At 52.7% G+C, this 25,707-nt stretch carries 20 protein-coding genes and 1 riboswitch; of the genes, 15 read left to right on the forward strand and 5 right to left on the reverse strand.

Annotated features, from left to right (window positions below; genetic code table 11):
• Window position 1 precedes the first annotated feature (1 nt).
• The 11 genes from AC9UG7_RS01915 to AC9UG7_RS01965 all read left to right on the forward strand — a co-directional run bounded on the left by AC9UG7_RS01915 (window position 2) and on the right by AC9UG7_RS01965 (window position 15,924).
• On the forward strand, window positions 2-253 hold the full coding sequence (locus tag AC9UG7_RS01915; protein ID WP_509583545.1) for a DUF1289 domain-containing protein: 252 nt from the start codon (window positions 2-4) through the stop codon (window positions 251-253).
• A gap of 1 nt (window position 254) precedes the next feature.
• Window positions 255-896, forward strand: a complete 642-nt coding sequence (locus AC9UG7_RS01920) for a 2-hydroxychromene-2-carboxylate isomerase (RefSeq protein WP_509583547.1) — start codon at window positions 255-257, stop codon at window positions 894-896.
• Window positions 897-1,038: 142 nt separating this feature from the next.
• Window positions 1,039-2,802, forward strand: a complete 1,764-nt coding sequence (locus AC9UG7_RS01925; protein ID WP_509583549.1) for an MFS transporter — start codon at window positions 1,039-1,041, stop codon at window positions 2,800-2,802.
• 85 nt (window positions 2,803-2,887) lie between these two features.
• Window positions 2,888-3,817: a branched-chain amino acid ABC transporter permease gene (locus AC9UG7_RS01930; RefSeq protein WP_509583577.1), complete on the forward strand. Its 930-nt coding sequence runs from the start codon at window positions 2,888-2,890 to the stop codon at window positions 3,815-3,817.
• Window position 3,818: 1 nt separating this feature from the next.
• Window positions 3,819-4,916 (forward strand): ABC transporter permease subunit, encoded by a 1,098-nt coding sequence (locus AC9UG7_RS01935; RefSeq protein WP_509583551.1) that lies wholly within the window; start codon window positions 3,819-3,821, stop codon window positions 4,914-4,916.
• Complete coding sequence (locus tag AC9UG7_RS01940; protein ID WP_509583553.1) at window positions 4,913-5,683, forward strand: ABC transporter ATP-binding protein; 771 nt, start codon at window positions 4,913-4,915, stop codon at window positions 5,681-5,683. Before AC9UG7_RS01935 ends, AC9UG7_RS01940 begins: the two co-directional genes overlap by 4 nt.
• Window positions 5,684-6,397, forward strand: a complete 714-nt coding sequence (locus tag AC9UG7_RS01945) for an ABC transporter ATP-binding protein (protein ID WP_509583555.1) — start codon at window positions 5,684-5,686, stop codon at window positions 6,395-6,397.
• A gap of 7 nt (window positions 6,398-6,404) precedes the next feature.
• Window positions 6,405-12,395 carry an excinuclease ABC subunit UvrA gene (gene uvrA, locus AC9UG7_RS01950; protein WP_509583579.1) on the forward strand — a complete coding sequence of 1,997 codons (5,991 nt, stop codon included), beginning with the start codon at window positions 6,405-6,407 and terminating at the stop codon, window positions 12,393-12,395.
• A gap of 40 nt (window positions 12,396-12,435) precedes the next feature.
• A complete protein-coding gene (locus tag AC9UG7_RS01955) occupies window positions 12,436-13,674 on the forward strand; it encodes a glycosyltransferase family 9 protein (protein ID WP_509583557.1) in 1,239 nt (412 codons plus the stop codon).
• Complete coding sequence (locus AC9UG7_RS01960; RefSeq protein ID WP_509583559.1) at window positions 13,667-14,185, forward strand: GtrA family protein; 519 nt, start codon at window positions 13,667-13,669, stop codon at window positions 14,183-14,185. The genes AC9UG7_RS01955 and AC9UG7_RS01960 overlap by 8 nt, the downstream gene beginning before the upstream one ends.
• Before the next feature lie 5 nt (window positions 14,186-14,190).
• Window positions 14,191-15,924 carry an ArnT family glycosyltransferase gene (locus AC9UG7_RS01965; RefSeq protein ID WP_509583561.1) on the forward strand — a complete coding sequence of 578 codons (1,734 nt, stop codon included), beginning with the start codon at window positions 14,191-14,193 and terminating at the stop codon, window positions 15,922-15,924.
• Here AC9UG7_RS01965 and AC9UG7_RS01970 read toward each other — a convergent pair.
• From AC9UG7_RS01970 to AC9UG7_RS01985, 4 genes are read right to left on the reverse strand one after another with little or no spacing between them, the layout of a single operon-like run.
• Window positions 15,897-16,571 (reverse strand): hypothetical protein, encoded by a 675-nt coding sequence (locus AC9UG7_RS01970; protein WP_509583563.1) that lies wholly within the window; start codon window positions 16,569-16,571, stop codon window positions 15,897-15,899. The genes AC9UG7_RS01965 and AC9UG7_RS01970 overlap by 28 nt on opposite strands.
• Window positions 16,568-17,752, reverse strand: a complete 1,185-nt coding sequence (locus tag AC9UG7_RS01975; RefSeq protein WP_509583565.1) for an exo-alpha-sialidase — start codon at window positions 17,750-17,752, stop codon at window positions 16,568-16,570. Before AC9UG7_RS01975 ends, AC9UG7_RS01970 begins: the two co-directional genes overlap by 4 nt.
• Before the next feature lie 10 nt (window positions 17,753-17,762).
• Window positions 17,763-19,394 carry a peptide chain release factor 3 gene (locus AC9UG7_RS01980; protein WP_509583567.1) on the reverse strand — a complete coding sequence of 544 codons (1,632 nt, stop codon included), beginning with the start codon at window positions 19,392-19,394 and terminating at the stop codon, window positions 17,763-17,765.
• Between the two features lie 50 nt (window positions 19,395-19,444).
• Window positions 19,445-21,103, reverse strand: a complete 1,659-nt coding sequence (locus AC9UG7_RS01985; protein WP_509583569.1) for an ATP-binding protein — start codon at window positions 21,101-21,103, stop codon at window positions 19,445-19,447.
• Window positions 21,104-21,311: 208 nt separating this feature from the next.
• Window positions 21,312-21,382: riboswitch (S-adenosyl-L-homocysteine riboswitch) on the forward strand.
• An 80-nt stretch (window positions 21,383-21,462) separates the two neighbouring features.
• Here AC9UG7_RS01985 and ahcY point away from each other — a divergent pair.
• From ahcY to metF, 3 genes are read left to right on the forward strand one after another with little or no spacing between them, the layout of a single operon-like run.
• Window positions 21,463-22,896: an adenosylhomocysteinase gene (gene ahcY / locus AC9UG7_RS01990; RefSeq protein WP_509583571.1), complete on the forward strand. Its 1,434-nt coding sequence runs from the start codon at window positions 21,463-21,465 to the stop codon at window positions 22,894-22,896.
• A 4-nt stretch (window positions 22,897-22,900) separates the two neighbouring features.
• Window positions 22,901-23,668: a TlyA family RNA methyltransferase gene (locus tag AC9UG7_RS01995; RefSeq protein ID WP_509583573.1), complete on the forward strand. Its 768-nt coding sequence runs from the start codon at window positions 22,901-22,903 to the stop codon at window positions 23,666-23,668.
• The gene (gene metF, locus AC9UG7_RS02000; protein WP_509583575.1) at window positions 23,665-24,507 is read left to right on the forward strand and encodes a methylenetetrahydrofolate reductase [NAD(P)H]; all 843 of its coding nucleotides are present in this window, start codon (window positions 23,665-23,667) and stop codon (window positions 24,505-24,507) included. The genes AC9UG7_RS01995 and metF overlap by 4 nt, the downstream gene beginning before the upstream one ends.
• Here metF and AC9UG7_RS02005 read toward each other — a convergent pair.
• On the reverse strand, window positions 24,504-25,400 hold the full coding sequence (locus AC9UG7_RS02005; RefSeq protein WP_509583581.1) for a 23S rRNA (adenine(2030)-N(6))-methyltransferase RlmJ: 897 nt from the start codon (window positions 25,398-25,400) through the stop codon (window positions 24,504-24,506). The genes metF and AC9UG7_RS02005 overlap by 4 nt on opposite strands.
• 177 nt (window positions 25,401-25,577) lie before the next feature.
• Between AC9UG7_RS02005 and AC9UG7_RS02010 the strand changes: the two genes are divergently transcribed.
• On the forward strand, window positions 25,578-25,707 hold a 130-nt coding region (locus AC9UG7_RS02010), incomplete at its 3' end, for an uL13 family ribosomal protein (RefSeq protein ID WP_509583583.1).

The raw sequence follows: 25,707 nt of genomic DNA on the forward strand, positions 1-25,707 counted from the left end.
GATGTCTGAACCGCTCACCCCGTGGAGAAACTTGCAATTGCGCTGGCAGCAAGTGCAGCAAACCCCTGCCGGTCAGTCATTGGTATCGCCATGTATGTCTGTATGCATCATGAAAGACCATGCGGATGAATGCCATGGCTGTTTACGTGGCATTGATGAAATTGCCCGCTGGGGTATGAGTACACCGCAGCAGCAACTGGTTGTTTGGCAACGTCTGGGTCTGGCGATAGACAAGCATTTCAAAGAGGGCTGACATGCACCAACTCACTTTTTATTTCGACGTCATCAGTCCTTATGCCTATCTCGCATTTGACCAATTGCCACGCACCCTCTTGGGCTTGAGTTATCAAGTCAATTACCAACCGGTTGTATTTGGCGCCGTGTTGCAACACCACGGGCAACTGGGGCCGGCTGAAATCATGGGTAAGCGCGAATGGACCTACAGACAGGCCTTGTGGTTAGCCAGACAGCAAGGCTTGGCGCTGCGAATTCCGCAAACACATCCGTTCAATTCGCTAGGTTTATTAAGACTTGCCACCGCGTGTGATGCGGCGGGACAACCCAACCGTTATGTGTGTGAGACGTTGTTTAAACATGTATGGAGTAGCGGAGGGGAAGCTTCTGATAAAGACCGCCTCAACGGGTTGACCGCGTTGCTCCAACCGACCCGCTCGCCCGAGACCCAAGAAGTGAAAGATCAGTTACGTGCGGCCACTGCCCAAGCCATTGCCAAAGGTGTGTTCGGTGTACCTACGATTGGAGTGCAAGATGAATTGTTTTGGGGCCAAGATGCACTGCCAATGTTGCGACAATTTTTAGACGGTGAGGTTTGGTTTCAAAGCAATGACTGGCAGGATGCGGCCAAGCACCCTTCTGGTATTCAGCGCAAACGCTGATTAATTCATATAGTGAAACAAGAGCAAAGGGTTTGCCCTAGGGTTGTCAGCCCATGTTCAGTTTAGTGTCAGTCGCTGGCAAGTCGTGGCAACCAAAATACAGACAGACCCCGATTCAGCGGGCAACCCTTAAGGAGACACCATGTCCATCGTGCATGAAGACCGACCCATGTCGTCGGAAGAAAAGAAAGTTATTTTTGCCTCTTCCCTCGGTACAGTGTTCGAGTGGTATGACTTTTACTTGTACGGGTCATTGGCAGCCATCATTGCCAAGCAGTTTTTCAGTGGATTAGACCAAGGCTCAGCCTTTATCTTTGCGCTGTTAGCGTTTGCTGCAGGCTTTATTGTTCGACCTTTTGGTGCGATTTTCTTTGGCCGCTTGGGTGACATGATCGGTCGCAAATACACCTTCTTGGTCACCATCTTGATCATGGGCTTGTCGACGTTCATCGTCGGTATTTTGCCGGGCTATGCCAGCATTGGTGTTGCGGCCCCAGTGATTTTGATCGCCTTGCGTTTGCTTCAAGGCTTGGCGCTCGGTGGCGAGTACGGCGGTGCTGCCACCTATGTGGCAGAGCACGCCCCGCACGGCAAGCGCGGTGCTTACACCTCTTGGATTCAAACCACGGCGACGCTGGGATTGTTCCTTTCTCTGTTGGTGATTTTGGGTACGCGTACAGCCATCGGAGAAGATGCGTTTGAAGCCTGGGGCTGGCGCATTCCTTTTCTGGTCTCCATTGCGCTGCTGGCAGTGTCGGTTTACATCCGCTTGTCCATGAACGAGTCTCCGGCTTTCACCAAAATGAAAGCTGAAGGCAAAACCTCCAAGGCACCATTGTCCGAATCATTCGGTCAATGGAAAAACTTGAAGATCGTGATTTTGGCGCTGATTGGCTTGACAGCAGGTCAAGCGGTGGTCTGGTACACCGGTCAGTTCTACGCATTGTTCTTCCTGACCCAGTCTCTCAAAGTTGACGGCCCCACGGCCAACCTGTTTGTGGCAGCCTCGCTGATCATCGGTACGCCGTTTTTTATTGTGTTTGGCGCCTTGTCGGATAAAATCGGTCGCAAACCCATCATCATGCTCGGTTGTTTGCTGGCGGTGCTCAGCTATTTCTTTGCGTTCGAGCAATTGACCAAAGCTGCAAACCCGGATTTGCATGCAGCACAGCAAACCAACAAAGTGGTGGTGGTGGCAGACCCAGCTGAATGTTCATTCCAATTCAACCCCACAGGTACGGTCAAGTTCACCTCTTCTTGTGACATTGCCAAACAAAAACTCGCCAGTAACTCGGTCAGCTATTCCAATGAAATCGCGGCGCCCGGCACACCCGCCATCATCAAGGTCGGTGAAACCGTCATCTCTACGGTGGTAACGCCAGAAGATGTCGCTGCAGCCAAAGAAACTGCCGAAAAGAAATTGGAAGCCCTTAAGGCTGCAGACCCGGTCGATCCCAAGGCAGTGAAAAAAGCCGAAGACGCTTTAAAGAATCTGTCAGATGAAAAGAAAAGCCGGGACGCGGTCATCACTGCCAACCTGAGCGCCACTTTGAAGAACGCCGGCTACCCAGTCAAGGCCGATCCAAACAAAATCAATCAACCTGTCGTCATTCTCATTCTGACGTATTTGGTGTTGCTGGTGACCATGGTTTATGGACCTATTGCAGCCATGTTGGTTGAGATGTTCCCAACCCGCATTCGTTACACCTCTATGTCTTTGCCCTATCACATCGGTAACGGCTGGTTTGGCGGTTTGCTGCCTACCACTGCGTTTGCCATCGTGGCGCAAACCGGCAATATGTATAACGGTTTGTGGTATCCCATCATCATTGCTGGTGCGACCTTCATCATCGGCAGCTTGTTCATCAAAGAAACCAAAGATGTGGATATTTATGCCGATGATTGATGCATAGGTGTGTTTATATTGCAAGCCCTCCCGCCGTGGAGGGCTTTTTTTTACCTACAATCGCCCACCTCTTGGGAGAATCGATATCGATATCCTGCTGCAACAAATCATCAACGGACTGGTACTGGGCAGCATGTATGCCTTGGTAGCGCTTGGCTACACCATGGTTTACGGCATTATCAATTTGATTAACTTCGCGCATGGTGAAGTGCTGATGGTCGGGGCCTTGACCAGTTGGACTGTGATCGGCGTGTTGCAGGAATACGCCCCCGGTTTGCCTGGTTGGCTGATGTTGTTGATTTCGCTGGTATGCGCCTGCGTGGTTGCAGCTGCGCTGAACTTTGCGATTGAAAAAATTGCGTATCGACCCTTGCGCGGCGCACCCAAACTGGCACCGTTGATCACCGCTATCGGCATGTCTATTTTGTTGCAAACATTGGCCATGGTGATTTGGAAGCCAAACTACAAATCCTTTCCTACATTGCTGCCCAGTGACCCGATTGCCATCGGTGGCGCTGTGATCACGCCCACACAAATATTGATTCTGGCCGTGACTGCCATGGCCTTGGCTGTATTGATGTGGCTGGTCAACGGTACGCGATTGGGTCGTGCCATGCGTGCGACAGCAGAGAACCCGCGCGTCGCCACCTTGATGGGTGTGAAACCTGACATGGTGATCTCAGCCACCTTTGTCATTGGTGCGGTGCTGGCGGCACTCGCCGGTGTGATGTGGGCCTCCAACTACGGAACGGTACAACATGGCATGGGTTTTCTCCCTGGTCTCAAAGCATTCACGGCAGCTGTTTTTGGCGGCATTGGCAACCTGGCCGGTGCGGTGGTCGGCGGGATTTTGCTCGGGCTGATCGAAGCCATTGCCTCGGGTTATATCGGTGACCTGACTGGCGGTGTACTTGGCAGCCACTATGCCGATATTTTTGCTTTTGTGGTGTTGATCATCATGCTGACCTTGCGGCCTTCGGGCTTGTTGGGTGAACGGGTAGCGGACAGGGCTTGACATGGCAAATACCTCCGCGACTCCCCTCATTCGATATGCTCTGTGGGCCGTGTTGCTGCTGCTGTTGCCCTTGGGCTTGCAAACCATAGGCAACGGCTGGGTGCGCATTGCTGACATGGCCTTGTTGTATGTGATGCTGGCCTTGGGTTTGAACATTGTGGTGGGCTATGCTGGCTTGCTTGATCTGGGCTTTGTGGCATTTTTTGCGGTAGGTGCCTATATGTTCGGGCTGCTGGCGTCGCCGCATTTGACCGACACTTTTCCGTTGATGGCCGCTATGTTTCCCGCCGGCTTACACACCCCTTTGTGGGCAGTGATACCTTTGGGCGCGGGTCTGGCTGGTTTGTTCGGTGTGCTACTGGGCGCGCCCACCTTGAAACTTCGCGGTGACTATTTGGCGATAGTCACGCTGGGATTTGGTGAAATCATCCGCGTCTTCATGAACAACTTGGACAACCCGGTCAACATCACCAACGGACCTAAAGGTTTGGGGCAGATCGATGCCATGACGGTCATGGGGCATCCGCTGTCGCGCAAACTTGACTTGGGTTTCATCGAATTGCCTGGCGTCACGCAGTATTACTATTTGTTTTTGTTGGTGGTGCTGGTCAGTGCACTCATTTGTTACCGACTTGAGCGTTCGCGCATCGGACGCGCTTGGATGGCTATCCGAGAAGATGAAATCGCAGCCAAAGCCATGGGTTTGAACACCCGTGACCTCAAGCTCATGGCGTTCGGCATGGGCGCGGCTTTTGGCGGTGTTGCTGGTGTTTTGTTTTCTTCGTTTCAAGGCTTTGTATCGCCCGAATCGTTCAGCTTGATGGAGTCGGTCATGATTGTCGCCATGGTGGTGCTAGGCGGACTCGGTCATTTGCCGGGGGTCATATTGGGCGCGGTGTTGTTGTCAGCCTTGCCTGAAGTGTTGCGTTACGTGGCCAGTCCCTTGCAGGAATTGACTGGTGGGCGTTTGGACGCGGCTATCTTGCGTCAACTACTGATTGCGCTGGCCATGATTCTCATCATGTTGTGGCGACCGCGCGGCTTGTGGCCGGCGCCTGAACACGGTAAGGCGATGCCTGCGGATAAGAGGTCAGCATGACAACGCCGGTCTTGAACGTACAAGGCATCTCCAAGCGTTTCGGCGGCTTGCAGGCGCTGAGTGAGGTGGGAATGACCATTCAAGCCGGTCAAGTCTATGGCTTGATCGGTCCCAACGGCGCTGGCAAAACCACGTTCTTCAACGTCATCACTGGTTTGTACTCACCAGACAGCGGCAGTTTTGAACTGGCAGGCAAGCCTTACCAACCCAAGGCTGTTCACGAAGTCGCCAAAGCTGGGATTGCCCGCACATTTCAAAACATACGCTTGTTTGCTGAAATGACGGCGCTGGAAAACGTCATGGTGGGGCGGCATGTGCGCACCGGTTCGGGTTTGCTGGGTGCGATTTTTCGCAGCAAAGCTTTTAGGGCTGAAGAAGCGGCGATCGAACAACGTGCACAAGAGTTGCTGGCTTATGTGGGTATTGGCGAACTGTCCGACTACAAGGCGCGCACCCTCAGTTATGGCGATCAACGTCGGCTGGAAATTGCCCGTGCATTGGCTACGGACCCGCAGTTGATCGCTTTAGACGAACCAGCGGCCGGCATGAATGCCACGGAAAAAGTGCAACTGCGTGAATTGATAGACCGCATACGTCATGACGGACGCACCATTTTGCTGATCGAGCACGATGTCAAATTGGTCATGGGCTTGTGCGATGCGGTGACAGTATTGGACTATGGCAAACAAATTGCACAAGGCACACCGGCGCAGGTACAAGCCGACCCCAAGGTCATTGAAGCCTACCTCGGCACAGGAGAGCATTGAATGAGCGCCTTGCTGCAGGTCACAGATTTACGCGTTGCTTATGGCGGGATTCAAGCGGTCAAAGGCATCAGTTTTGAAATCCATGAAGGCGAACTGGTGTCGCTGATCGGCTCCAACGGCGCAGGCAAGACCACGACCATGAAAGCCATCACCGGCACACTTCCCCCATCAGCCGGGCGAATTGAATACTTGGGCCGCGATATCCTGGGTCAAGGCAGTTGGGATTTGGTTCGACAAGGCTTGGTCATGGTGCCAGAGGGTCGGGGCGTATTCACCCGCATGAGCATTCTTGAAAATCTGCAAATGGGTGCTTATTTGCGCGACGATACCGCTGGTATTCAAACCGACATTGAGCGCGTTTTCGCTTTATTTCCTCGCTTGAAAGAGCGCCGGACGCAATTGGCTGGTACTTTGTCCGGCGGCGAACAGCAAATGCTGGCCATGGGACGTGCCTTGCTCAGTCGGCCCCGCTTGTTGCTGCTGGACGAGCCTTCCATGGGTTTGTCTCCCCTCATGGTGGACAAAATTTTTGAAGTCATTGCCGAGGTTGCCAGCTTGGGCGTGACCTTGTTGCTGGTGGAACAAAACGCCAGCCGTGCCTTGAAAATGGCGCAACGTGCTTACGTCATGGAATCCGGTGAAATCAGCGCACAAGGCGAAGCCAAAGCCCTGCTGCATGACCCTAAAGTACGCGCCGCCTACCTCGGTGAATAATGGCGGGATGAGCCAAGGTTTTATTCGCATTCGTGGTGCCCGTCAGCACAATCTCAAAAACATAGACATCGATATCCGTACCAACGAGTTAACGGTGTTCACCGGCCCCAGCGGTTCGGGCAAATCCAGCTTGGTGTTCGATACCTTGTACGCCGAAGGACAAAGGCGTTATGTGGAAACTTTCAGCGCGTATGCGCGTCAGTTTTTGGACCGCATGGACCGCCCCGCAGTGGACAAGGTCGAGGGTGTGCCGCCCGCGATTGCCATCGATCAGACCAACCCGGTGCGCAGTTCGCGCTCGACGGTCGGCACCATGACCGAGTTGAATGACCATTTGAAATTGTTGTTTGCCCGCGCCGGTCAGTTGTTTGACAAACAAACGGCACAAGCAGTAGCGCACGACAGCGCTGACAGTATTTACAAAAAGCTCATGGACTTGAGCGACGCAGACCCGCGCTGGGTCATCACTTTTCCTGTCGAGTTGCCTGTCAACACCAGTGCCGATGAATTGCAGGCCTGGTTAAGTGCCAGTGGCTTTACACGCATTCATGCACAACGCGAAGTGAGCTACGTGGCTGATGCCGCACTACCCTTAAGAAAAAAAACGGCTGCAGCGAAAAAAACAGCGGCGGCTAAGAAAACCGTCAAACCTAAGCCCCAGCCCGACGGAAATCGACAAGTGCTGGACGTGGTGGCAGACCGTTTTCGCATGCAAAGCGTGGAGCAAGTGCGTGCCATGGAGGCGATAGAACTTGCATTGCAGCGTGGCAATGGGCGCATGACCGCTTACCGCATAACGGCCGATACAGACGCAGACAGCAGCGGCGAAGCATTTCGCTTTTCAACCGGCTTGCATTGTCCGGACAGCGATTTGCGCTACAGCGAACCCACACCATCGATGTTTTCATTCAACTCACCGGCTGGTGCTTGTCCGGTGTGTAAAGGTTTTGGTCGGGTGATTGGCGTGGACTATGGTTTGGTGATCCCGAACGACAAGTTGACACTGCGTATGGGTGCTATCAAACCCATGCAAACGCCTGCTTGGCAGGAGTGCCAAGACGATCTCATGCGACACGCGGAATCCGCGGGTATTCCAAGAGATACGGCATGGTACAAATTAACCGCCGAACAACATGACTGGGTGATCAACGGATCACCCCACTGGAGCGGCAAATGGAACCAGCAGTGGTATGGCGTGAAGCGTTTCTTTGAGTACCTGGAAACCAAGTCTTACAAAATGCATATCCGTGTGCTGTTGTCTAAGTACCGCTCCTACACCTTGTGCGGCGAATGCCATGGTGCGCGCTTGCAAACCGATAGCTTGTTGTGGCGTATCGGCAGTTTGGCTGGGGCTGAGCTGGCCATGCCAGCCGCCAAACGTTTTTTACCGACGGGCGTGCAATGGACGCGTAGCCAAGTGGAGTCTCTGCCCGGTTTGTGTTTGTACGACATGATGCTGTTGCCCATCGAAAGGTTACGGCAATTTTTTGATCACATGGCCAGCGATGCTTCGCTGACCGCCCATGCACAGGCTGAACAACAGGCATTGCATTTGTTGTTGGATGAAATTCGCACACGGTTGAAATATTTGTGCGATGTGGGCATCGGTTATTTGAGTCTTGACAGGCAAAGCCGAACACTCAGTGGTGGCGAGGTTCAGCGCATTAACCTGACCACGGCATTGGGCACATCGCTGGTCAATACCTTGTTTGTGTTGGATGAGCCCAGCATTGGTTTGCATCCGCGCGATATGCACCGCATTACCCAAGCCATGCTGCGCTTGCGGGATGCGGGAAATACGCTGGTGGTGGTCGAGCATGACCCGGCAGTGATGTTCGCAGCCGACCGTATCGTTGACATGGGGCCGGGGCCAGGGGAACGCGGCGGACAAGTGGTGTTTGACGGTACACCCGCACAGCTGAAAAACGCAGATACGCTGACCGGCGCTTACCTGGGCGCGCGCAAACAAGTAGGCATTGGCTTGAAGCGCATGGTCAGCGATGCCACGCCTCGGCTGATTCTCGAAGGTGCACGCGAACACAATTTGCAAAACCTGAACATAGAGTTTCCCTTGCAACGCTGGGTCACTGTCACCGGTGTCAGCGGTTCGGGCAAATCCACATTGATCCAAGACATACTCGCCCCTGCATTACTGCGGCATTTCGGCAAAAGCACCGAAGGCGCGGGTGCGCACGACCGCTTGCTCGGCGCGGATCATGTGAGCGATGTGGTGTTTGTTGACCAGTCACCCATAGGAAAGACCGCGCGTTCCAATCCTGTCAGTTATGTTGGCGCTTGGGACGCGATACGTGAAATCTTTGCCAACACGGCGATGTCACGCCAACGCAGTTACACCGCATCCAAATTCAGTTTTAACGGCGGCGATGGCCGCTGTCCGACCTGTGGTGGCTCAGGCTTTGAACATGTGGAAATGCAATTTTTGAGCGATGTGTATTTGCGTTGCCCGGATTGCGACGGACAGCGCTACCGGCCGGAAATTCTCGAAGTCAAGATTGAACGTAAACCAGCAGGCTCGGACCAGTTGCAGTATTTGAATGTCGCCGATGTGCTGCAACTGACCGTCAGCGAAGCCGCGCTGTTGTTTGCCGGCGACCGCGACGTGGTTCGCGCTTTGCAGCCTATTGTCGATGTCGGTCTGGAGTATGTGCGCCTAGGCCAACCGGTACCCACGCTCAGTGGCGGTGAAGCGCAGCGATTGAAATTGGCAGGTTTTCTGGCCGAGGCGGCCAAGAATGCATCTTCAAGCCGTCAGCCTGCAGCCCGCAAAGGCGTGATTTTTTTGTTTGATGAACCTACCACCGGTTTGCATTTTGATGACATTGCCAAGTTGATGCGTGCGTTACGCCGTTTGCTGGATGCCGGTCATTCGTTGATCGTTATCGAACACAATTTGGATGTGATTCGGGCCAGTGATTGGTTGATTGACCTCGGACCTGAAGGTGGCGAGGCCGGTGGTTTGTTGGTGGCAGAGGGCACGCCAGAGCAATTGCGCGAGCATCCGAGTTCACACACTGGCGAGGCCTTGCGTCAGTATGTAAAGGCTATGGGCCAGTTGCTTGTTTCCTCCGTTTTGGGTGAGGATGCGATTGGTGCTTCAGGTTCTGGTGTGGACGCGCTAGACGACAGGCCGGACTCCTCAGACGGCAAGCCTTTATCGTCGCCCGGCCTGTCCCCCGTCGCATCAAAGAAAGCGTATGAGGAGCGCGGCGTCAACCCAGTCGCATCAAAGAAAGCACTTGAAGTAGCCGAGCCCTCAGCCAAATACCTGGGCCAAGTCCTCAACAACAACATACGCATCATCAACGCCAAAGAACACAATCTGCAAAATCTGAGCGTTGACATTCCACGCGGCCAGTTCAATGTGGTCACCGGCGTCAGTGGTTCGGGCAAGTCCACGTTGGCGTTTGACATATTGTTCAATGAAGGTCAGCGTCGCTATCTGGAGAGTTTGAATGCTTACGCACGCAGCATTGTGCAACCCGCAGGCAGGCCTGAAGTCGATGCGGTGTATGGGATTCCGCCCACAGTAGCGATTGAACAAAGGCTCTCGCGTGGTGGACGCAAAAGTACTGTGGGCACCACCACCGAAGTCTGGCATTTTTTGCGATTGCTGTATGTCAAGTTAGGCACGCAGCATTGCATACACGACGATGTCCCGCTTCAACCGCAAACCCCGGACCGCTTGGCAGCTTTGCTGATGAAGCAGTTTCGCGGCCAGCACATTGGCTTGCTCAGTCCCTTGGTGATGAACCGCAAAGGTGTATACACCGAACTCGCCGATTGGGCGCGACCACGCGGGTTTACGCATTTGCGGGTTGATGGTCAATTCTTGCCGACCACTGGGTTTCCACGATTGGATCGCTTCAAAGAACACACGATCGAATTACCGGTGGCCAGCCTCACGGTAGAGCCTTCACGCGAGGCTGAACTCAGGCAGGCCATGCTGACTGCGTTGGAACATGGCAAGGGTGTGCTGCATGTATTGAGTGAACTCGACGGACTACAACAAGCCATGGAGCAGGGTGACATCACTGCGCACATCGGTCGCTTGCAGGCATTCTCCACACGGCGAGCCTGCCCGGTGTGTGATACCTCGTATGCTGAACTTGACCCTCGCTTGTTTTCTTACAACAGTAAACACGGTTGGTGCTCAGAATGTGTGGGAACCGGTACCGCTTTGACCCGAGAGCAACGTGCGGCGCTGGACGATTCGGTACAAGATCCGCAGGAACGTGGACGTGAAAAAAGTTTTGCAGAGCCCGAGATAGAAGATGTGGCTGATCAAACCTGCTCAGCGTGCCACGGCACCCGCTTGAACCCAACGGCGCGTGCCGTCAAGTTTGCCGGTGTATCCATCACTGAATTGGCACGCATGAGTGTGGTTCGCATTCGCGCTTGGGCCGACGGACTCACACTGACCGGTCGTGAAGCGGATATTGCACGCGACTTGTTACCCGAGATCCAAAGCCGTTTAGAGTTTTTAGAAAGCGTCGGTTTAGGGTATTTGACTTTGGACCGGGGTGCGCCCACGCTCAGCGGCGGCGAGGCACAACGTATTCGCCTGGCAGCGCAGTTAGGCAGCCATTTGCAAGGTGTGTGTTATGTGTTGGATGAACCAACCATAGGCTTGCATGCGCGTGACAACCGTATCTTGCTCGACGCCTTGAAAGTGTTGAGTGACAAAGGCAATACGCTGGTGGTTGTGGAACACGACGAAGACACCATTCGCCGTGCCGACCACATCATTGACATTGGCCCCAGTGCGGGTAAACGCGGCGGCCATCTGGTGGCGCAAGGCTCAGTGGCCGATGTGATGGCGTCGCCCGATTCGCAAACCGGACGTTATTTGAAACACGCCATGCACCATCCCATGCAATTGCGCCGTTTGGTCAAGCCCAAAAAAGACATGCTCAGGGTCACCGGCGCTTTTTTACATAACTTGAACAACATCACTGTCGATGTGCCCTTGCAGCGTCTGGTTGCAGTGACAGGCGTGAGCGGTTCAGGCAAATCCACCATTGCCCGCGATGTGTTGTTAACCAATGTGCATGCGGTGGTGGGGCAACGCTCTACCCAGGCAGGGCGCAAAGCGAACGATGCTGGCAAACATCCGGTTTGGATCGGTTGTGCCACTGTCAGCGGGTATGAAAGCATAGACCGCGTACTAGAAGTAGACCAAACACCGATAGGCAAAACACCGCGCAGTTGTCCGGCCACCTACATCGGATTTTGGGACACGATTCGCAAGTTGTTTGCCGAGACACTGGAGGCGCGCGCGCGCGGTTACGGTCCCGGTCGTTTTAGTTTCAATACCGGCGAAGGCCGTTGCCCAGGATGTGAAGGCCAGGGCATGCGGACCATTGAAATGAGCTTTTTGCCCGATGTCAAAGTGTTGTGTGAAGTTTGCAAGGGTGCGCGCTTCAACCCTGAAACGTTGGCGGTGCGCTGGCGCGGCAAAAGCATAGGCGATGTATTGCAAATGGAAGTCGATGAGGCGGTGGAGTTTTTTGCAGCCATGACTCACATCAGCCACCCATTGCAATTACTCAAAGATGTGGGACTGGGCTACCTGACATTGGGTCAACCCTCACCCACCTTAAGCGGTGGAGAAGCGCAGCGCATCAAACTGGTGACCGAGTTGTCTAAAGTACGTGACGACATCACACGCCGCGGCCAGCAGGCGCCGCATACCTTGTATGTGTTGGACGAGCCAACCGTGGGTTTGCACATGGCTGACGTGGACAAATTGATTCGTGTGCTGCATCGGTTGGTGGATGGCGGTCACAGCGTGGTGGTGATTGAGCATGATCTGGACGTGATTGCCGAAGCAGATTGGGTGATTGACTTGGGCCCTGAAGGCGGTGACGGTGGCGGGCGGGTGGTTGCTGCCGACACGCCGGAGGCGCTGGTGAAACTCGGCACACACACCGGCAAGGCGCTGCAGCCTGTGTTGGCACGGCAATCAATGCCAGCCTAAGCCAACCTGAATGGGCTGACTACAATCTGCGCTGCTGATTATGAATTTAAATACACAACGCCGAATCGACGCCTGGGTCGGTCCCTTCTTATGTGCCTTGGTGTCGCTGTGGGACAAGTACTTTGGTCGGGAGATCAAAGATTCTCACCCTATTCAACAAGTGCTGGTCATCATGTTGTCAGAGATGGGCAGCATGGTGCTGGCTGGCCCTATGTTTGCGCAGATAAGAAAAAACCATCCTGACGCGCAGATTCACATACTGCAACTCAAGCGCAACCAATCAGTGGCACGCTTGCTCGGCTTGGTGCCAGAGGCACATTTGCACGGTATTGACGACAGCAGCTTGTTCGGTCTGTTGGGCGACTTGGTACGTGTGCTTTGGCGATTGCGTGGCATGAAACTGGATGCGGTGATTGATTGCGAATTGTTTTCACGCATCAGTGCGCTTCTGGCTTATGGCTGTGGGGCACGTTTGCGTGCTGGGTTCACGCCGCATACCCAGGAAGGTTTGTACCGTGGCTCGTTTTTCAATGCTGCTATTCCCTATAACCCTTACCGTCATATCTCTTTGCAATTTATGGCGCTGGTGGACTCGTTGCAATCTCACTGCACGCCGCGCACCAAAGCCATACCTTTGACCTTCAAGCCCCAGGACTCTGGTTTAGAAGTGCATTTCACGCATGGAAATATGGCCGATTTCACGCGAGACCTGCACCGAGATTACCCGTTGTTCATGCAAGCCGAGAAAAGAATTTTGTTTTATGCCGGCGGTGGTTTATTGCCTATCCGCGCTTGGCCTGCCGCACATTACGCTGTGCTTGCCAAAGGGTTGTGTGAACAAGGATATGCCGTGGGCATCATCGGATTGCCTGAAGATCTGGTGCTGGCCAAGTCCATTCAAGCGCAATGCGATCACAGCCATTGCCTGAATTTTGTGGGTTACACCCAAAACTTGGAAGCCTTGACCCGTTTGTTTTTTCACTGTGACCTGTTGGTCACGAATGACGGCGGCCCTGGCCATTTCGCCAGCTTGACACCGATTCGCACGCTGATGTTTTTCGGCCCCGAAACCAGTGCACTGTATGGACCCTTGACATCGCGCGCAATCGCTTTAGAGAGTCATGCGGCATGTTCACCTTGTTTGACTGCTTATAACCACCGGGCTACCCCATGCGATGGAGATAACCAATGCTTGCAGCGTATCGAGCCTGCGCAAGTGCTGTCGCTGGCGTTGACACAACTTGACATGTGCGAGCCCAGAGACCCTGCCTATGCCTGAGTTGCATTCAAACAACTTGCCTTTTCGCTTGCCTGCGAAGCTGGCTTTCATGCAGCCGTTGCTGACCCGTTTGTTCCGCTGGCGCTATATCCGCTTTGCCACGGTCGGTGCTTCAGGCACAGTCGTCAATGTGGTTGTTTTATTCATATGTCAAGAATGGGTGTTACCGCTTGCAGTGGCTGATACTTCACTGAGATTGTCATTGGCTTTGGTGCTGGCAATTGCTGTATCAACGGTAAATAATTTCGCCTGGAACAGTTTATGGACATGGTCTGACCGTTTGGTCGATGAGCCTGGCGCGAATTTGGCAGTGGATCGCAGCACGGGCAAGCGCTTTGTGAAATATGCGCTCTCGTGCTGGCTGGGTATGTTTATTCAATACGGGCTGACCTTGTTGCTGTCTGGTCATATGTATTACTTGTTAGCCAATATCATGTCCATACTGATGGCCAGTGTCATCAACTATATAAACAATGACCGGTGGACGTTTCGTCAAAAGCAATCGAAATAACCGTCATGGGCAACGCAAACACAGCCAGACTGACGCCTAGCACCAAGACATTGTGGTTGATGGTACTGGCAGTTGCACTGATGTATGTTTGGGGCATAGACAGTATTTACATGCCTAGCAATGGCGATGAAATGGTTTATACGCACATTGCCCGATTGACGGCAACCAGTGGACATTGGTTACCGTTGGTGTCCGACTTGAATGACATGCGCAACACCAAACCACCGATGCTGTTCTGGCAGAGCATGTGGGTCAGCGACTGGGGTCAATATTGGCAACTGTGGCTTTTGCGTTTGCCTAGTTTGGTGTATCTCATGCTTGTATGTACGGGCATGGGTATGTTGTTACACCGGTGGCTGGGTGAATGGCAAACACCAGCTTGGGCGGTGTTGTGCTTGCTTTTGTTTTGGGGCACGTTCCGCTATGGTCGCCCCTACCTGACCACTGCACCTGAGATGTTCTGGTTCAGCTTGGCGCCGGGCTTTGTTTTATGGACCGCGGCAAAAGACAGCCCTCGAGCAGCCATCAACAACACATGGCAAGAATGGCTAGGGTGGACATTACTGGGCTTGCTCACCGGCATAGGGCTTGCCTATAAGTCATTTGCTTTGATTGCACCTGTTGCTATCGGTGTGTGGTTGATGCGAATGGCCATGCAACCCCGTTGGTCTTATCGCGCTGCTGTGGTTTCTGCCGCACAGATTGCCTGGATGGGTTTGCTGGCGGTCGGCTTATTTGCATGTTGGTTGTTGATTGACCCGCAACCGCAGGAAGTCTGGCGCGAATTTGTGCAAAAAGAAAATGCAGGCAAGATGAACAATCAAGCTGGCTATTGGGCGCAGTTGTTCAGTTGGAAAGGTTCCAGCGACTATCTCACCGCACCTTTACAAAACACCGGCTTGTTGTTTCCCTGGGTGTTGGCTTTGCTTGGACTGGCTTGGCGTCAGCGAAGAAATGTTTTCACTCAATGGCGTGGGCAACTGAGCTTTTCTTTGGTTGTATGGATAGTTGTTTGGTGCGTCGTGTTTCTGTTGCCCAGTCAGCGCTCAAGCCGTTACTTGTTGCCTGTGATGCCTGCGTTGGCCATGCTCATGGCCTTGCATGTGAAGCATGTTTCTCTCTTGGTCGCGCGATTCACAGGTTTTCTGTCCCTTGCCATGCTCAGTGTGCTTTTGTGGCTTGCCATGCATGCCAGTGCAATCGGTTTATTGCCACCCACTCTTACAATTCTGGTGGTGCTTTGCAGCCTGACCGTCAGCATGCTTTGGCTTCGCATGTGGCGGGTGAAAGCATCTGGTGTTTTTTCTTCATTGCAGTGCGCGGCTTTGGCCATGTTAGGTTTGAATGCCTTGCTGCAAGGTATGTCTGGTGAGCGTATCGCCTTTCAAGGTGACAGACCAGATCGTCCCCAAGCTGATACCGTTTGGGTGAATGAGGGGTTTAACGGGGAGTTTGAACGTTTGCAATTTTTATTGCCCGGTAACAACAAGTTCAAACCCGATCAACACAGAATCGATGCGTTAACTACGGGCAGTGACAACACGCCAGGTACATGGTTCATCGTGGCCAGACTTGAGGGTTCAGAGGCACTGCCGTGTGAAGTCATGAAGTCGTGTGAACGTGTGGCCATGCGTTGGGACATTGAACAACGCTTAAAGCCGGGTCAGGTTAACCTTGACAATATCAACCGTCCGCGCGAATGGTTATGGCGTCAGGAGTGGTTGATGCGGGTCCGTTGAAACCAGACTGACTGTAGCCATCGGATGTGAGCAAACAGCCACAAGCCCGGGTCTAACCACGCATCCCAGGCATTGCCCGAAGGTGCGTGTGTATACACAAACAAGCCGGTAGCAACCAATACACAGGTGGCTACCTTTCTGTGCCATTCAGCCAAAGTCAATACATAAGCACTGGCCATCCATAAACCCATCAAGACCCAAGCCAACCATACCAACGCTGGCTCAAAACCTATGCTGTAAATGTCCCATGGCAGGAAACCAAACGTATCCATTAACAGCATCCATCCAACTGTGATCGGCAGTAACCACATCCAGCCCGATGCTTGCACTGCAAGCGTACTGTAGAAAAGCCGTCTTGACGGGCCCCGCAAGTCTTCCCATGCGGCAGCTACACAAAGACACAAGGACATCAGGCTTGGCGATTGGAATGCCAAGCCCAGGCTTGACAAAGGGGTGCTCCAACACAGCAACACCAAGAACCCAAATAAACTGGAAACCAACCAGCGCCACTGCTTGTCATACAAAGGAATAAATTTCACACTTAACCAACTCAATACAGCCAACCAACTCGCTGTGTGGAACACCTGTTGCATTTGCAGTTGTGGCAATACGGTTGCGGTTTGAGCCAGCCAGTCCCAGATGTTCATGGTTTGGCCTTCACTGCTGATTCGCTGCGCCAGCGTTGCCAAGCAATACCTTGTCGCAAATGGGTGTAGCTGATCCATAAACGATCATCGACCCAACTCAGTGATGGGTAGGAGTATTCGCTGCCCGTCGAACCGTCGGCCAATGTTTGTGGCGCAGTCCAAGCCAAACCATCCTCGCTGTTGTGCATCACAAGCAGACTGCGTGCGCGTTCTAAGGGATTGCGTGCCATGACCACACCATAGGAGGGAAGCAGTAACGCAGCAACCGCTGAGTTTTGGTTGCTCATGCTCAATTCATCATGCGAGGACCAATGAACACCGGCATCGGTACTGCTGATCAGACTGACTTTTTCATAAGGAGGCAAGCTACGCATATAAGCCAGCCAATGTGTGGCGTTCATTGCCACAACCGCTGGCTGCAATACATGGTTGATGTGTACCAATCGTTGTATGCCTTGAAATTCCCCGTTTGCACTGAACCAGGCAAATACTGGGAAATGCTTGCCCAACTCAAAATGCAATGGCAGCACCATTCCGCCATCGGCCAAGGGCAGTGGCGCGTGCCTCACCAAATGACTCAGGTTCCACAACCAACTGAGTGGCAATTGACCGATGACCTCGAAATGGGGCTGCGATGGACTGATGTGGTCAGATGGCTGACGCAGATGCACCACCCTGGATGCGGCCCATCCGCCCAGTCCCGTACCGACGACAAACAAATGCAGACGTTGCTGCTGATCAAGCCAGGCGACGGGGTTGCCGAAATGCAAAATCCCTTTTCCCAATGCATCGCCAGCGGATACGCGATCAACCACCCAAACAGGTTCTGTCCATGCTTGTTGTTGACGCGACCACAGCGACATGGCAATTCGCACATCTGGCTGCGCTTCTTTACTGCCTGCAAACCAAAATACGGCCAGACTGAAGCGAGGATCGTTTGGCAATGCCACCAAGTTGCTGGCGTGAGCAGCAGGTACAAGCGGCGGTTGTGGAACCAAACCTTGTGCTTCAAGGGTCCAAACATGATCACTGTGGCTCGGTATGGTGGAGATTGCAGCACTGGCTGGACGCCCGCCGTGGCTGGTTGAAACGGGGTAGAGCAGCAATTTAACTGCCACCATCACCCAGCAAAAAAACCACAGCAAAGGCTTTAAGTCAGAAGGCAGCCAAAACTTGTGCATCCAAGTGTCCTTAACCTGCCGAGCCCAGTGACAGACCGGCGTGTTCGCGCAAGGGGTGGAAATGAATCTGCGGAAAGCGTTCTTGGGCCAGTCGCACATCGTAAGGAGATGTACAAAGGTAAGCCAATGTGTGGGCTGCGTCCAACGCCATGCGTTGCGGGTAAGCGTTGCTGAACTCGCGCAATTGAGCAGGTGTGTCGGCAGTGATCCAACGTGCGCCCGTGTATTGACAGGATTCAAGTCGCACATCGCAGTCGTATTCGGCTTTCAATCGGTGTTGCACCACTTCAAACTGCAATTGACCGATGGCGCCAAGCAACATCGGGCCACCAATCTCGGGTTTGAAGACTTGAATTGCGCCTTCTTCACCGAGTTGCTCAAGACCGGTTTGCAGTTGTTTGGTGCGCAGTGGATTTTTCAGTAATACCGTCATGAACAATTCCGGCGCGAAAAAAGGCAGGCCGGTGAATTGCAAACTGCTGCCGTCGGTGATGGTGTCACCCAGTTGCACGCCACCATGGGTGGTGAAACCGATGATGTCACCTGCATAGGCTTCTTCCACCGCCTCACGCCGTTGACTGAGGAATGTCACCACAGAAGTCGGTCGCAATTCCTTGGCGCTGCGTTGCACTTTGAGTTTCATGCCAGGCGAATATTTGCCCGAGGCCACGCGTACAAATGCGATACGGTCACGGTGATTGGCGTCCATATTGGCTTGAACTTTGAAAACCACGCCAGAAAAACCACTGTCCTCGGGCTGAACGGTTTTCTCTACCATTTGCTTATTGACCAGTAGCGAGCTGTGCCGCGCTTGGGGAAACGGTGCCAGATCAACCAATGCATCGAGCACTTCCATCACGCCAAAGTTATTGACGCCAGAGCCAAAAAAGACCGGCGTTTGTTTGCCGTTCAAAAAAGCTTCGCGGTCAAATGTTGGTGAGGCACCGGTGGCCAGTTCCATGCTGTCCATGGCTGATGACCATTCCATGCCAAAGCGATGTGACAAGTCCGCTTGTTCGGTCAGCGCAATCGTCTCAAAATCTTGCGGTAATCTTTCACTGCCAGACTCGAACACGGTCATGGCATGCGTGCGCAAATTGATGATGCCGCCGAAACTTTTGCCTTGGCCGACTGGCCATGTCATGGGTACGCAGGGCATACCGAGTTCTCGCTCGACTTCGTCCAAAATATCCAAGGGGTCACGCACCTCCCGGTCCATTTTGTTGACAAAGGTAATGATGGGCGTGTCACGCTGACGGCAGACTTCAATCAATCGACGGGTTTGCGCTTCTACACCGTTGGCCGCGTCAATCACCATCAAGGCCGAGTCCACCGCAGTCAACACACGGTAGGTGTCTTCAGAAAAATCTTTGTGACCTGGCGTGTCCAACAAATTGATGACGTGCTCGCGGTACAGCATTTGCATGACCGACGAAGCCACCGAAATGCCGCGTTGTTTTTCAATCTCCATCCAGTCGGAGGTGGCGTGGCGCGAGGCCTTGCGTGCTTTAACAGAGCCCGCAATTTGAATCGCGCCGGAGAATAAGAGCAGTTTCTCGGTGAGCGTAGTTTTACCCGCGTCGGGGTGGGAAATGATGGCAAAAGTGCGGCGTCGGCGCACTTCCTCTAAGGCTGTGGTCATGGTGTTTGTGGGGGAATAAGTCGGGATCATAGCCCGATGGCATGCAAGTATCAGAGCTCACCTTGTTGATGGTCTACCGTGTAATAACGCACGGTGCGCAGCAACATGTTGCGATCAAATGGTTTTGGCAGAACATGATTGATGCCCACTTCACGGCACCTGTCCATGGCATCTTGTGCCAAATTCGCGGTCAAGGCAACCACCGGCACCTTCGAAAAAGGCAGGTCTGCATGTTGTCTGATCTGTTGAACCACCTGTGCGCCGTCTATGTCTGGCATGACCAGATCTATCAACACCAGATCGTAGATGTGTGATTGCATCAGGTCCAAGGCTTGCTGTCCATTTTCAGCTTGTTCGATGGATGCATTGGGGAAGCTTCGCAACAAGGTGGTGATCACCAACAAACGGTTGACATTGTTGTCATCGACCACCAGGAGCTTCAATAGACTGCTGTCTTGGCTGATTGAAGTATTGAAATTGGCGGTGGCTTGCACTGGCTCTTGGGCCAAAGTCAGCGGCATCTCCAAAGTGAAAGTCGAGCCTTGGCCAGGAGCGCTGACAAGGTGCAACTTACCTTGGTAACTTTTGACCAAACTCATGGTGATGGCCAGACCCAGTCCGTTGCCACGCATCGGTTCGCTCAGACGCATGGCCGTTTGCACATCATGCACTTGAGTGAAAGGCAGGTAAATTTTTTCTTGTTGTTCAGCAGTCATGCCTATGCCTGAATCCTGCACACTCACCACCAGATGCGTGCCTGTATCGTTGCTGAAGGTATGTGCTTTCATATGCACATACCCTTGTGGTGTGAATTTGATGGCATTGCCCAGTAAATTGATCAAAATTTGTGACAGGCGGTTTTGATCTATGCTGACCCACAGGGGTAAATCTTGAGCCAAAGTCAATCGATATTCCAGCTGCATTTCATGTGCTTGGTGATTCAAGGTATGAAAGGTTTGCTGCAAAACCTGTCGCAAATTGACTGTTTGAGGATGCAAAGCAAGTTGGCCAAGACGGATTTGAGAAAAATCCAATAAATCATTGATGACAGTCAGTAAGTGGGCTGCCGCATGTTGCGCACTGGTGATAAAGCCCATGGATTCCACTGGCAATTGCTTGGTGTCTTGAAGTAAGCCTAAATATCCGATCACAGCGTTCAGTGGTGTGCGCATGTCATGGCTGACCATGGCCAAAAATTTGTCTTTGTGAGAATCTGCGAGTTTCAGAGCCTGTGATGTGCCAGCCAGTCGTTTATTGGCGCGGTTCATTTGGTGATTGGATTGCGCATTGGCCGAGTCGTAGACAAACACCAAAATCACTTGGGTGATTTCCATCACCATGATGCACATCAAACTGATGGCCAACTCCTGCCAAGCAAAGAAGTGCATGTTTGGCAAAAGCCCGTTGATCTGGACAAAAAACATGGCCAGCAAGCTGAAAAAACTCGCTACCACCCAAAAAATGGCCCACTGACGGTTCATGCAAAAAACGGCCAACAAAGGAACCAATCCCATGAAAATCACATAGACAGATTTCAAGCCATCCGTCATTGCCGCATTGAACAAAATCAGTGCGATCAAGCTAACTTGGAAAAAAGCATGCGCCCACAGCATGCCCAATCCCTTGAGCCAGAACCACAAATTAACCAACAGCACAAAGGCTGCCAACAAACAAGACCATCCGGCCACCGGATTGCCAACGAGCGCCATAAAAATGGCAATAGGGATTAAAAAAATAACGGCTGCCGCTGAATTGATTAAAAAATAGAAATTTTGAGAACTCCGCAATGTAAGCGGCAGTTTTCTCAGTACCCAAAGGTAAAAAAGATAATTTTTATTGAGCGTCATCCTAGGCGATTCAATATTTAGGGTTACCCCAAGTTTAGTCTGTGTTGAATCATTTTTGAAATACAATTCACGCACCGAGGAGCGCTGCAGCAACATTCAAGTTGTGAGGCTCGGAACCCTTTCCAACTGCGCTCACCCACTGACAATGTGAGGTGAGCACCTCGGTTCATCCTGTGCTTCTTTGCGTGTCCGTGGCCCTGAACTTTTTTTGGAGCCTCCACATGAACGCATCTCTCAAACCCACCCAAACCACCGATTTCCATGTCGCTGACATGAGCTTGGCCGACTGGGGCCGCAAGGAAATCAAAATAGCCGAAACTGAAATGCCTGGTTTGATGGCCATTCGTCAAGAATTTGCCACAGCCCAGCCATTGAAAGGCGCACGTATAACCGGCTCTTTGCACATGACCATACAAACGGCTGTGCTGGTCGAAACTCTGCAAGCCTTGGGCGCTCAAGTACGTTGGGCTTCATGCAATATTTTCTCTACCCAAGACCACGCTGCCGCCGCGCTGGTTGCCAATGGCACACCAGTGTTCGCTTACAAGGGCGAAACCCTGGACGATTACTGGGACTACACCCACCGTATTTTTGAATTTGCTGCCAAGGGCGCTGACGGCGAAGGCCCCAACATGATCTTGGACGACGGTGGCGACGCCACCTTGCTCATGCATTTAGGCAAGCGCTCAGAGAAAGATGCATCGCTTTTGAACAACCCTGGCAGCGAAGAAGAAGTGTGTTTGTTCAACGCCATCAAAGCCAAGTTGGCGGTCGACCCGACTTGGTACAGCCGTAAATCAGCCCACATCATTGGTGTCACTGAAGAAACCACCACCGGCGTCTTGCGTTTGAACGAAATGGCTGCCAAGGGCACGTTGATGTTCCGTGCGATCAATGTGAACGACTCTGTTACCAAGAGCAAGTTTGACAACTTGTATGGCTGCCGCGAATCGTTGGTCGATTCCATCAAGCGAGCCACCGACGTGATGATCGCTGGCAAAGTGGCTTGTGTGGCTGGTTATGGTGACGTGGGCAAGGGTTCTGCCCAGGCCTTGCGCGCCTTGAGCGCCCAAGTGTGGGTAACTGAAATTGACCCGATCAACGCTTTGCAAGCTGCGATGGAAGGCTACAAAGTGGTGACTATGGAGTACGCTGCCGACAAAGCCGATATTTTTGTGTCTGCCACCGGCAATAAAAACGTGATTCGCTATGAGCACATGGCTGCCATGAAAGACGAGGCCATTGTTTGCAATATCGGTCACTTCGACAACGAAATCGATGTGGTTTCTCTTGAAAAACTGCAGTGGGACGAGATCAAGCCTCAGGTCGACCATGTCATCTTCCCTGACGGAAAGAAAATCACCTTGTTGGCCAAAGGTCGCTTGGTGAATTTGGGTTGTGCCACCGGTCACCCCAGCTTTGTTATGTCATCGAGCTTTGCCAACCAAACCATTGCGCAAATCGAGTTGTTCACACGCCAAGACCACTACGAAAACGGCAAGGTGTATGTGCTGCCTAAGCACTTGGATGAAAAAGTCGCGCGTTTGCATTTGAAGAAAGTCGGCGCCATGCTGACCGAGCTAACAGACGAGCAAGCATCCTACATCGGCGTCAGCAAAAGCGGCCCCTACAAAGCCGACACCTACCGCTATTGATCAGATGCGCGCCGACCAGTTGCTGGTCGAGCGCGGTCTGGCTGCATCGCGCTCGCAAGCCCAGCGTTTGATCGCCGCCGGTGTGCAATGGCGGATGCCTTTGCATCACTGGCAGCGCATCGAAAAAAACGGTGCCTTACTGCCTTTGGATTGCGAATTGCAATTATTGGATGGGGCTGAGCTAGAGTTTGTGTCGCGCGGCGGCTTAAAGCTGGCTGGTGCATTGCAAACCACCAAGTTGTCAGTTCAAGGTTTGCATTGTCTCGATGTTGGTCAGTCAACTGGCGGCTTCACTGATTGTTTACTGCAACATGGCGCAGCCAAAGTAGTTGGGGTAGATGTCGGACATGGGCAATTGCATGCTTCATTGAGAGATGATGCGCGTGTGGTGTGCATTGAAAAAATCAACGCACGAATGCTTTCTAAGCCCGACTCGCCTTTGCAGCCGTACACACCGCCCAGCGGGTTTGATTTTGTGGTGGCAGATCTGAGTTTCATTTCACTCACACTGGTGTTGCCTGAGTTGACGGCAGTGATGAAGCCACAAGCGCAGGCGTTGTTGTTGGTGAAACCGCAGTTTGAACTGCAACCGGCAGACATAGGCAAAGGCGGTCTGGTGAAAGATGCTGCTTTGTATGCCCAGGTACAGCAACGGTTGGAATTGGCCTGTAACGAACTTGGACTGTCGGTGTCGAATTGGTTAGACAGCCCGTTGACGGGTGGTGACGGTAACCGGGAATTTTTCATTCATGTCAGCAGGAAATTTGTATGAGCTCATCACGTCCTATACCTATCAGTTTTGAATTTTTTCCGCCCAAAACGCCAGAAGGAACGGTCAAACTATTGAATGTGCGGCAAGATCTTTATGCGCTTAAACCGCAATTTTTTAGCGTGACTTATGGTGCGGGCGGTTCCACCCAAGACGGCACCTTGCAACAAGTACAAAGTATTTTGCAAGATGGCTTTGACGCTGCGCCGCATTTTTCATGTATTGGAACCACGCGAGACACAGTCCGTCAGCAACTGGCGGCATTCAAAAAAGCAGGCATACGGCGCATGGTGGCCTTGCGCGGTGATTTGCCAAGCGGTCACGGCACCTTCGGTGAATTCAGATATGCCAGTGAATTGGTCGAATGCATACGCCAGGAGTCGGGTGAGCATTTCCATATTGAAGTCGGTTGTTATCCGGAAGTGCACCCGCAGGCCAAATCGCCGCACGCAGATGTGCAAGCTTATGTGACCAAAGTCAAAGCAGGTGCAAATTCAGCCATTACCCAATATTTTTTCAACAGCGATGCTTACTTTCGCTTTGTCGATGAGGCCTATAAACTAGGCGCGGATATTCCGGTTGTGCCTGGCATCATGCCCATCACCAGCTCGTCCCAGTTGATGCGTTTTTCAGATGCTTGCGGTGCGGAAATACCTCGCTGGATACGCTTGCGACTGCAAGCCTTTGGCGACGACACCGCATCGATCAAGGCGTTCGGACTGGATGTGGTCAGCGATTTGTGCGAGCAATTACGCAATGGTGGCGCACCTGGATTGCATTTCTACACCATGAACCAATCGGCACCTACTACGGCTATTTGCAGCAACCTTGGTTTGATTTAGCCTTGTGCCAAACTGAAACCCGCCAAGTGGTCTTGTCCCATCAGTTGCACCATTTGTGGCAACGCTTGTTGCAGTTGGTCATGCAAGGTAAATGGCGGGTTGATGATGACCACCCCGCTGTCTACCAAACCCACGGGCTTGGCTTTTTCCCCTGCCGTGGCTTCAGTACGTGCCCCGGTGCGAATGCGCAATGTAGCGTGCAGCCAAGGCTTGTCGGCTTGTCTTGCGAGGTTGGTCAAATGGCGGGGTAAGCTGTGCGCCTGCGGCCTGGGAATGATGGGGTACCAAATCACATAGGTGCCAGTGGCAAAACGTTTCATGCCAATGGATACAGCCACCACGACGCGTTCATAGTCCAGTTTGATTTCATAACTGGGATCAATGAAGACCAAGCCACGCCGCGTTGAAGGTGGCAAGTATTTAGGTAAACCTGCGAAACCATCCTCGTGCATCACCATGACCTGGCGACCCGCTTTCAAAGACTCCACATGGGTTTGAAGTGCGCGTATGTCAGTAGGGTGCAATTCAAACAACTTGAGTTTGTCTTGTTCTCGCAACAAATGATGCGCGATCAGAGGTGAACCCGGGTAGTTGAGCAGGCCACCTTGAGGGTTGAAATGTTCAAGCACCCGCCTGTAGTCCATCAGCAATTCGGCCATGGGGCCGGCAAGTTTGGATTTATGGCGCAACAAGGCTAACAGACCTTCGTTGGCCTCACCGCTTTGGTTGGCGTCATGGCTATCAAGTCGGTAAATACCTGCACCAGCATGGGTATCTATGGCGGTGTAGCCGACTTCTTTGAGTGCTAAATGCTTCATCACTGCAACCAGCACCGTGTGTTTGAGCACATCGGCATGGTTGCCTGCGTGAAAGGCGTGGCGGTAACTGAACATGACGCCATGGTAACGCGTGCTGGCAATTTTTCGAAAGAGGCTATAAATTGGCATAGAATAGAAGGCTTCGCAGCGACCAAGGTTCCGCGGCGAATATGTCAATCCCACCTAAGAGGTTCTCAATAGAAGAACACCGACCGTGGAAAAGAACCCCACAACCCACTCCAGGAATTTCCCATGTCAACATTCAGCGCAAAACCCGCTGACGTGACGCATGAGTGGTTTGTGATTGACGCCACCGACAAGGTGCTCGGACGGATTGCCAGCGAAGCAGCCCTCCGTTTACGCGGCAAGCACAAAGCCATTT

Source organism: Limnohabitans sp., from assembly GCF_046052765.1.
Lineage (GTDB): Bacteria > Pseudomonadota > Gammaproteobacteria > Burkholderiales > Burkholderiaceae_C > Limnohabitans.

Coding starts and splice junctions, on each gene's coding strand:
- AC9UG7_RS01915 (WP_509583545.1), top strand. CDS start 2: ATGTCTGAACCGCTCACCCCGTGGAGAAACTTGCAATTGCGCTGGCAG.
- AC9UG7_RS01920 (WP_509583547.1), top strand. CDS start 255: ATGCACCAACTCACTTTTTATTTCGACGTCATCAGTCCTTATGCCTAT.
- AC9UG7_RS01925 (WP_509583549.1), top strand. CDS start 1,039: ATGTCCATCGTGCATGAAGACCGACCCATGTCGTCGGAAGAAAAGAAA.
- AC9UG7_RS01935 (WP_509583551.1), top strand. CDS start 3,819: ATGGCAAATACCTCCGCGACTCCCCTCATTCGATATGCTCTGTGGGCC.
- AC9UG7_RS01940 (WP_509583553.1), top strand. CDS start 4,913: ATGACAACGCCGGTCTTGAACGTACAAGGCATCTCCAAGCGTTTCGGC.
- AC9UG7_RS01945 (WP_509583555.1), top strand. CDS start 5,684: ATGAGCGCCTTGCTGCAGGTCACAGATTTACGCGTTGCTTATGGCGGG.
- uvrA (WP_509583579.1), top strand. CDS start 6,405: ATGAGCCAAGGTTTTATTCGCATTCGTGGTGCCCGTCAGCACAATCTC.
- AC9UG7_RS01955 (WP_509583557.1), top strand. CDS start 12,436: ATGAATTTAAATACACAACGCCGAATCGACGCCTGGGTCGGTCCCTTC.
- AC9UG7_RS01960 (WP_509583559.1), top strand. CDS start 13,667: ATGCCTGAGTTGCATTCAAACAACTTGCCTTTTCGCTTGCCTGCGAAG.
- AC9UG7_RS01965 (WP_509583561.1), top strand. CDS start 14,191: ATGGGCAACGCAAACACAGCCAGACTGACGCCTAGCACCAAGACATTG.
- AC9UG7_RS01970 (WP_509583563.1), bottom strand. CDS start 16,571: ATGAACATCTGGGACTGGCTGGCTCAAACCGCAACCGTATTGCCACAA.
- AC9UG7_RS01975 (WP_509583565.1), bottom strand. CDS start 17,752: ATGCACAAGTTTTGGCTGCCTTCTGACTTAAAGCCTTTGCTGTGGTTT.
- AC9UG7_RS01980 (WP_509583567.1), bottom strand. CDS start 19,394: ATGACCACAGCCTTAGAGGAAGTGCGCCGACGCCGCACTTTTGCCATC.
- AC9UG7_RS01985 (WP_509583569.1), bottom strand. CDS start 21,103: ATGGCGCTCGTTGGCAATCCGGTGGCCGGATGGTCTTGTTTGTTGGCA.
- ahcY (WP_509583571.1), top strand. CDS start 21,463: ATGAACGCATCTCTCAAACCCACCCAAACCACCGATTTCCATGTCGCT.
- AC9UG7_RS01995 (WP_509583573.1), top strand. CDS start 22,901: ATGCGCGCCGACCAGTTGCTGGTCGAGCGCGGTCTGGCTGCATCGCGC.
- metF (WP_509583575.1), top strand. CDS start 23,665: ATGAGCTCATCACGTCCTATACCTATCAGTTTTGAATTTTTTCCGCCC.
- AC9UG7_RS02005 (WP_509583581.1), bottom strand. CDS start 25,400: ATGTTCAGTTACCGCCACGCCTTTCACGCAGGCAACCATGCCGATGTG.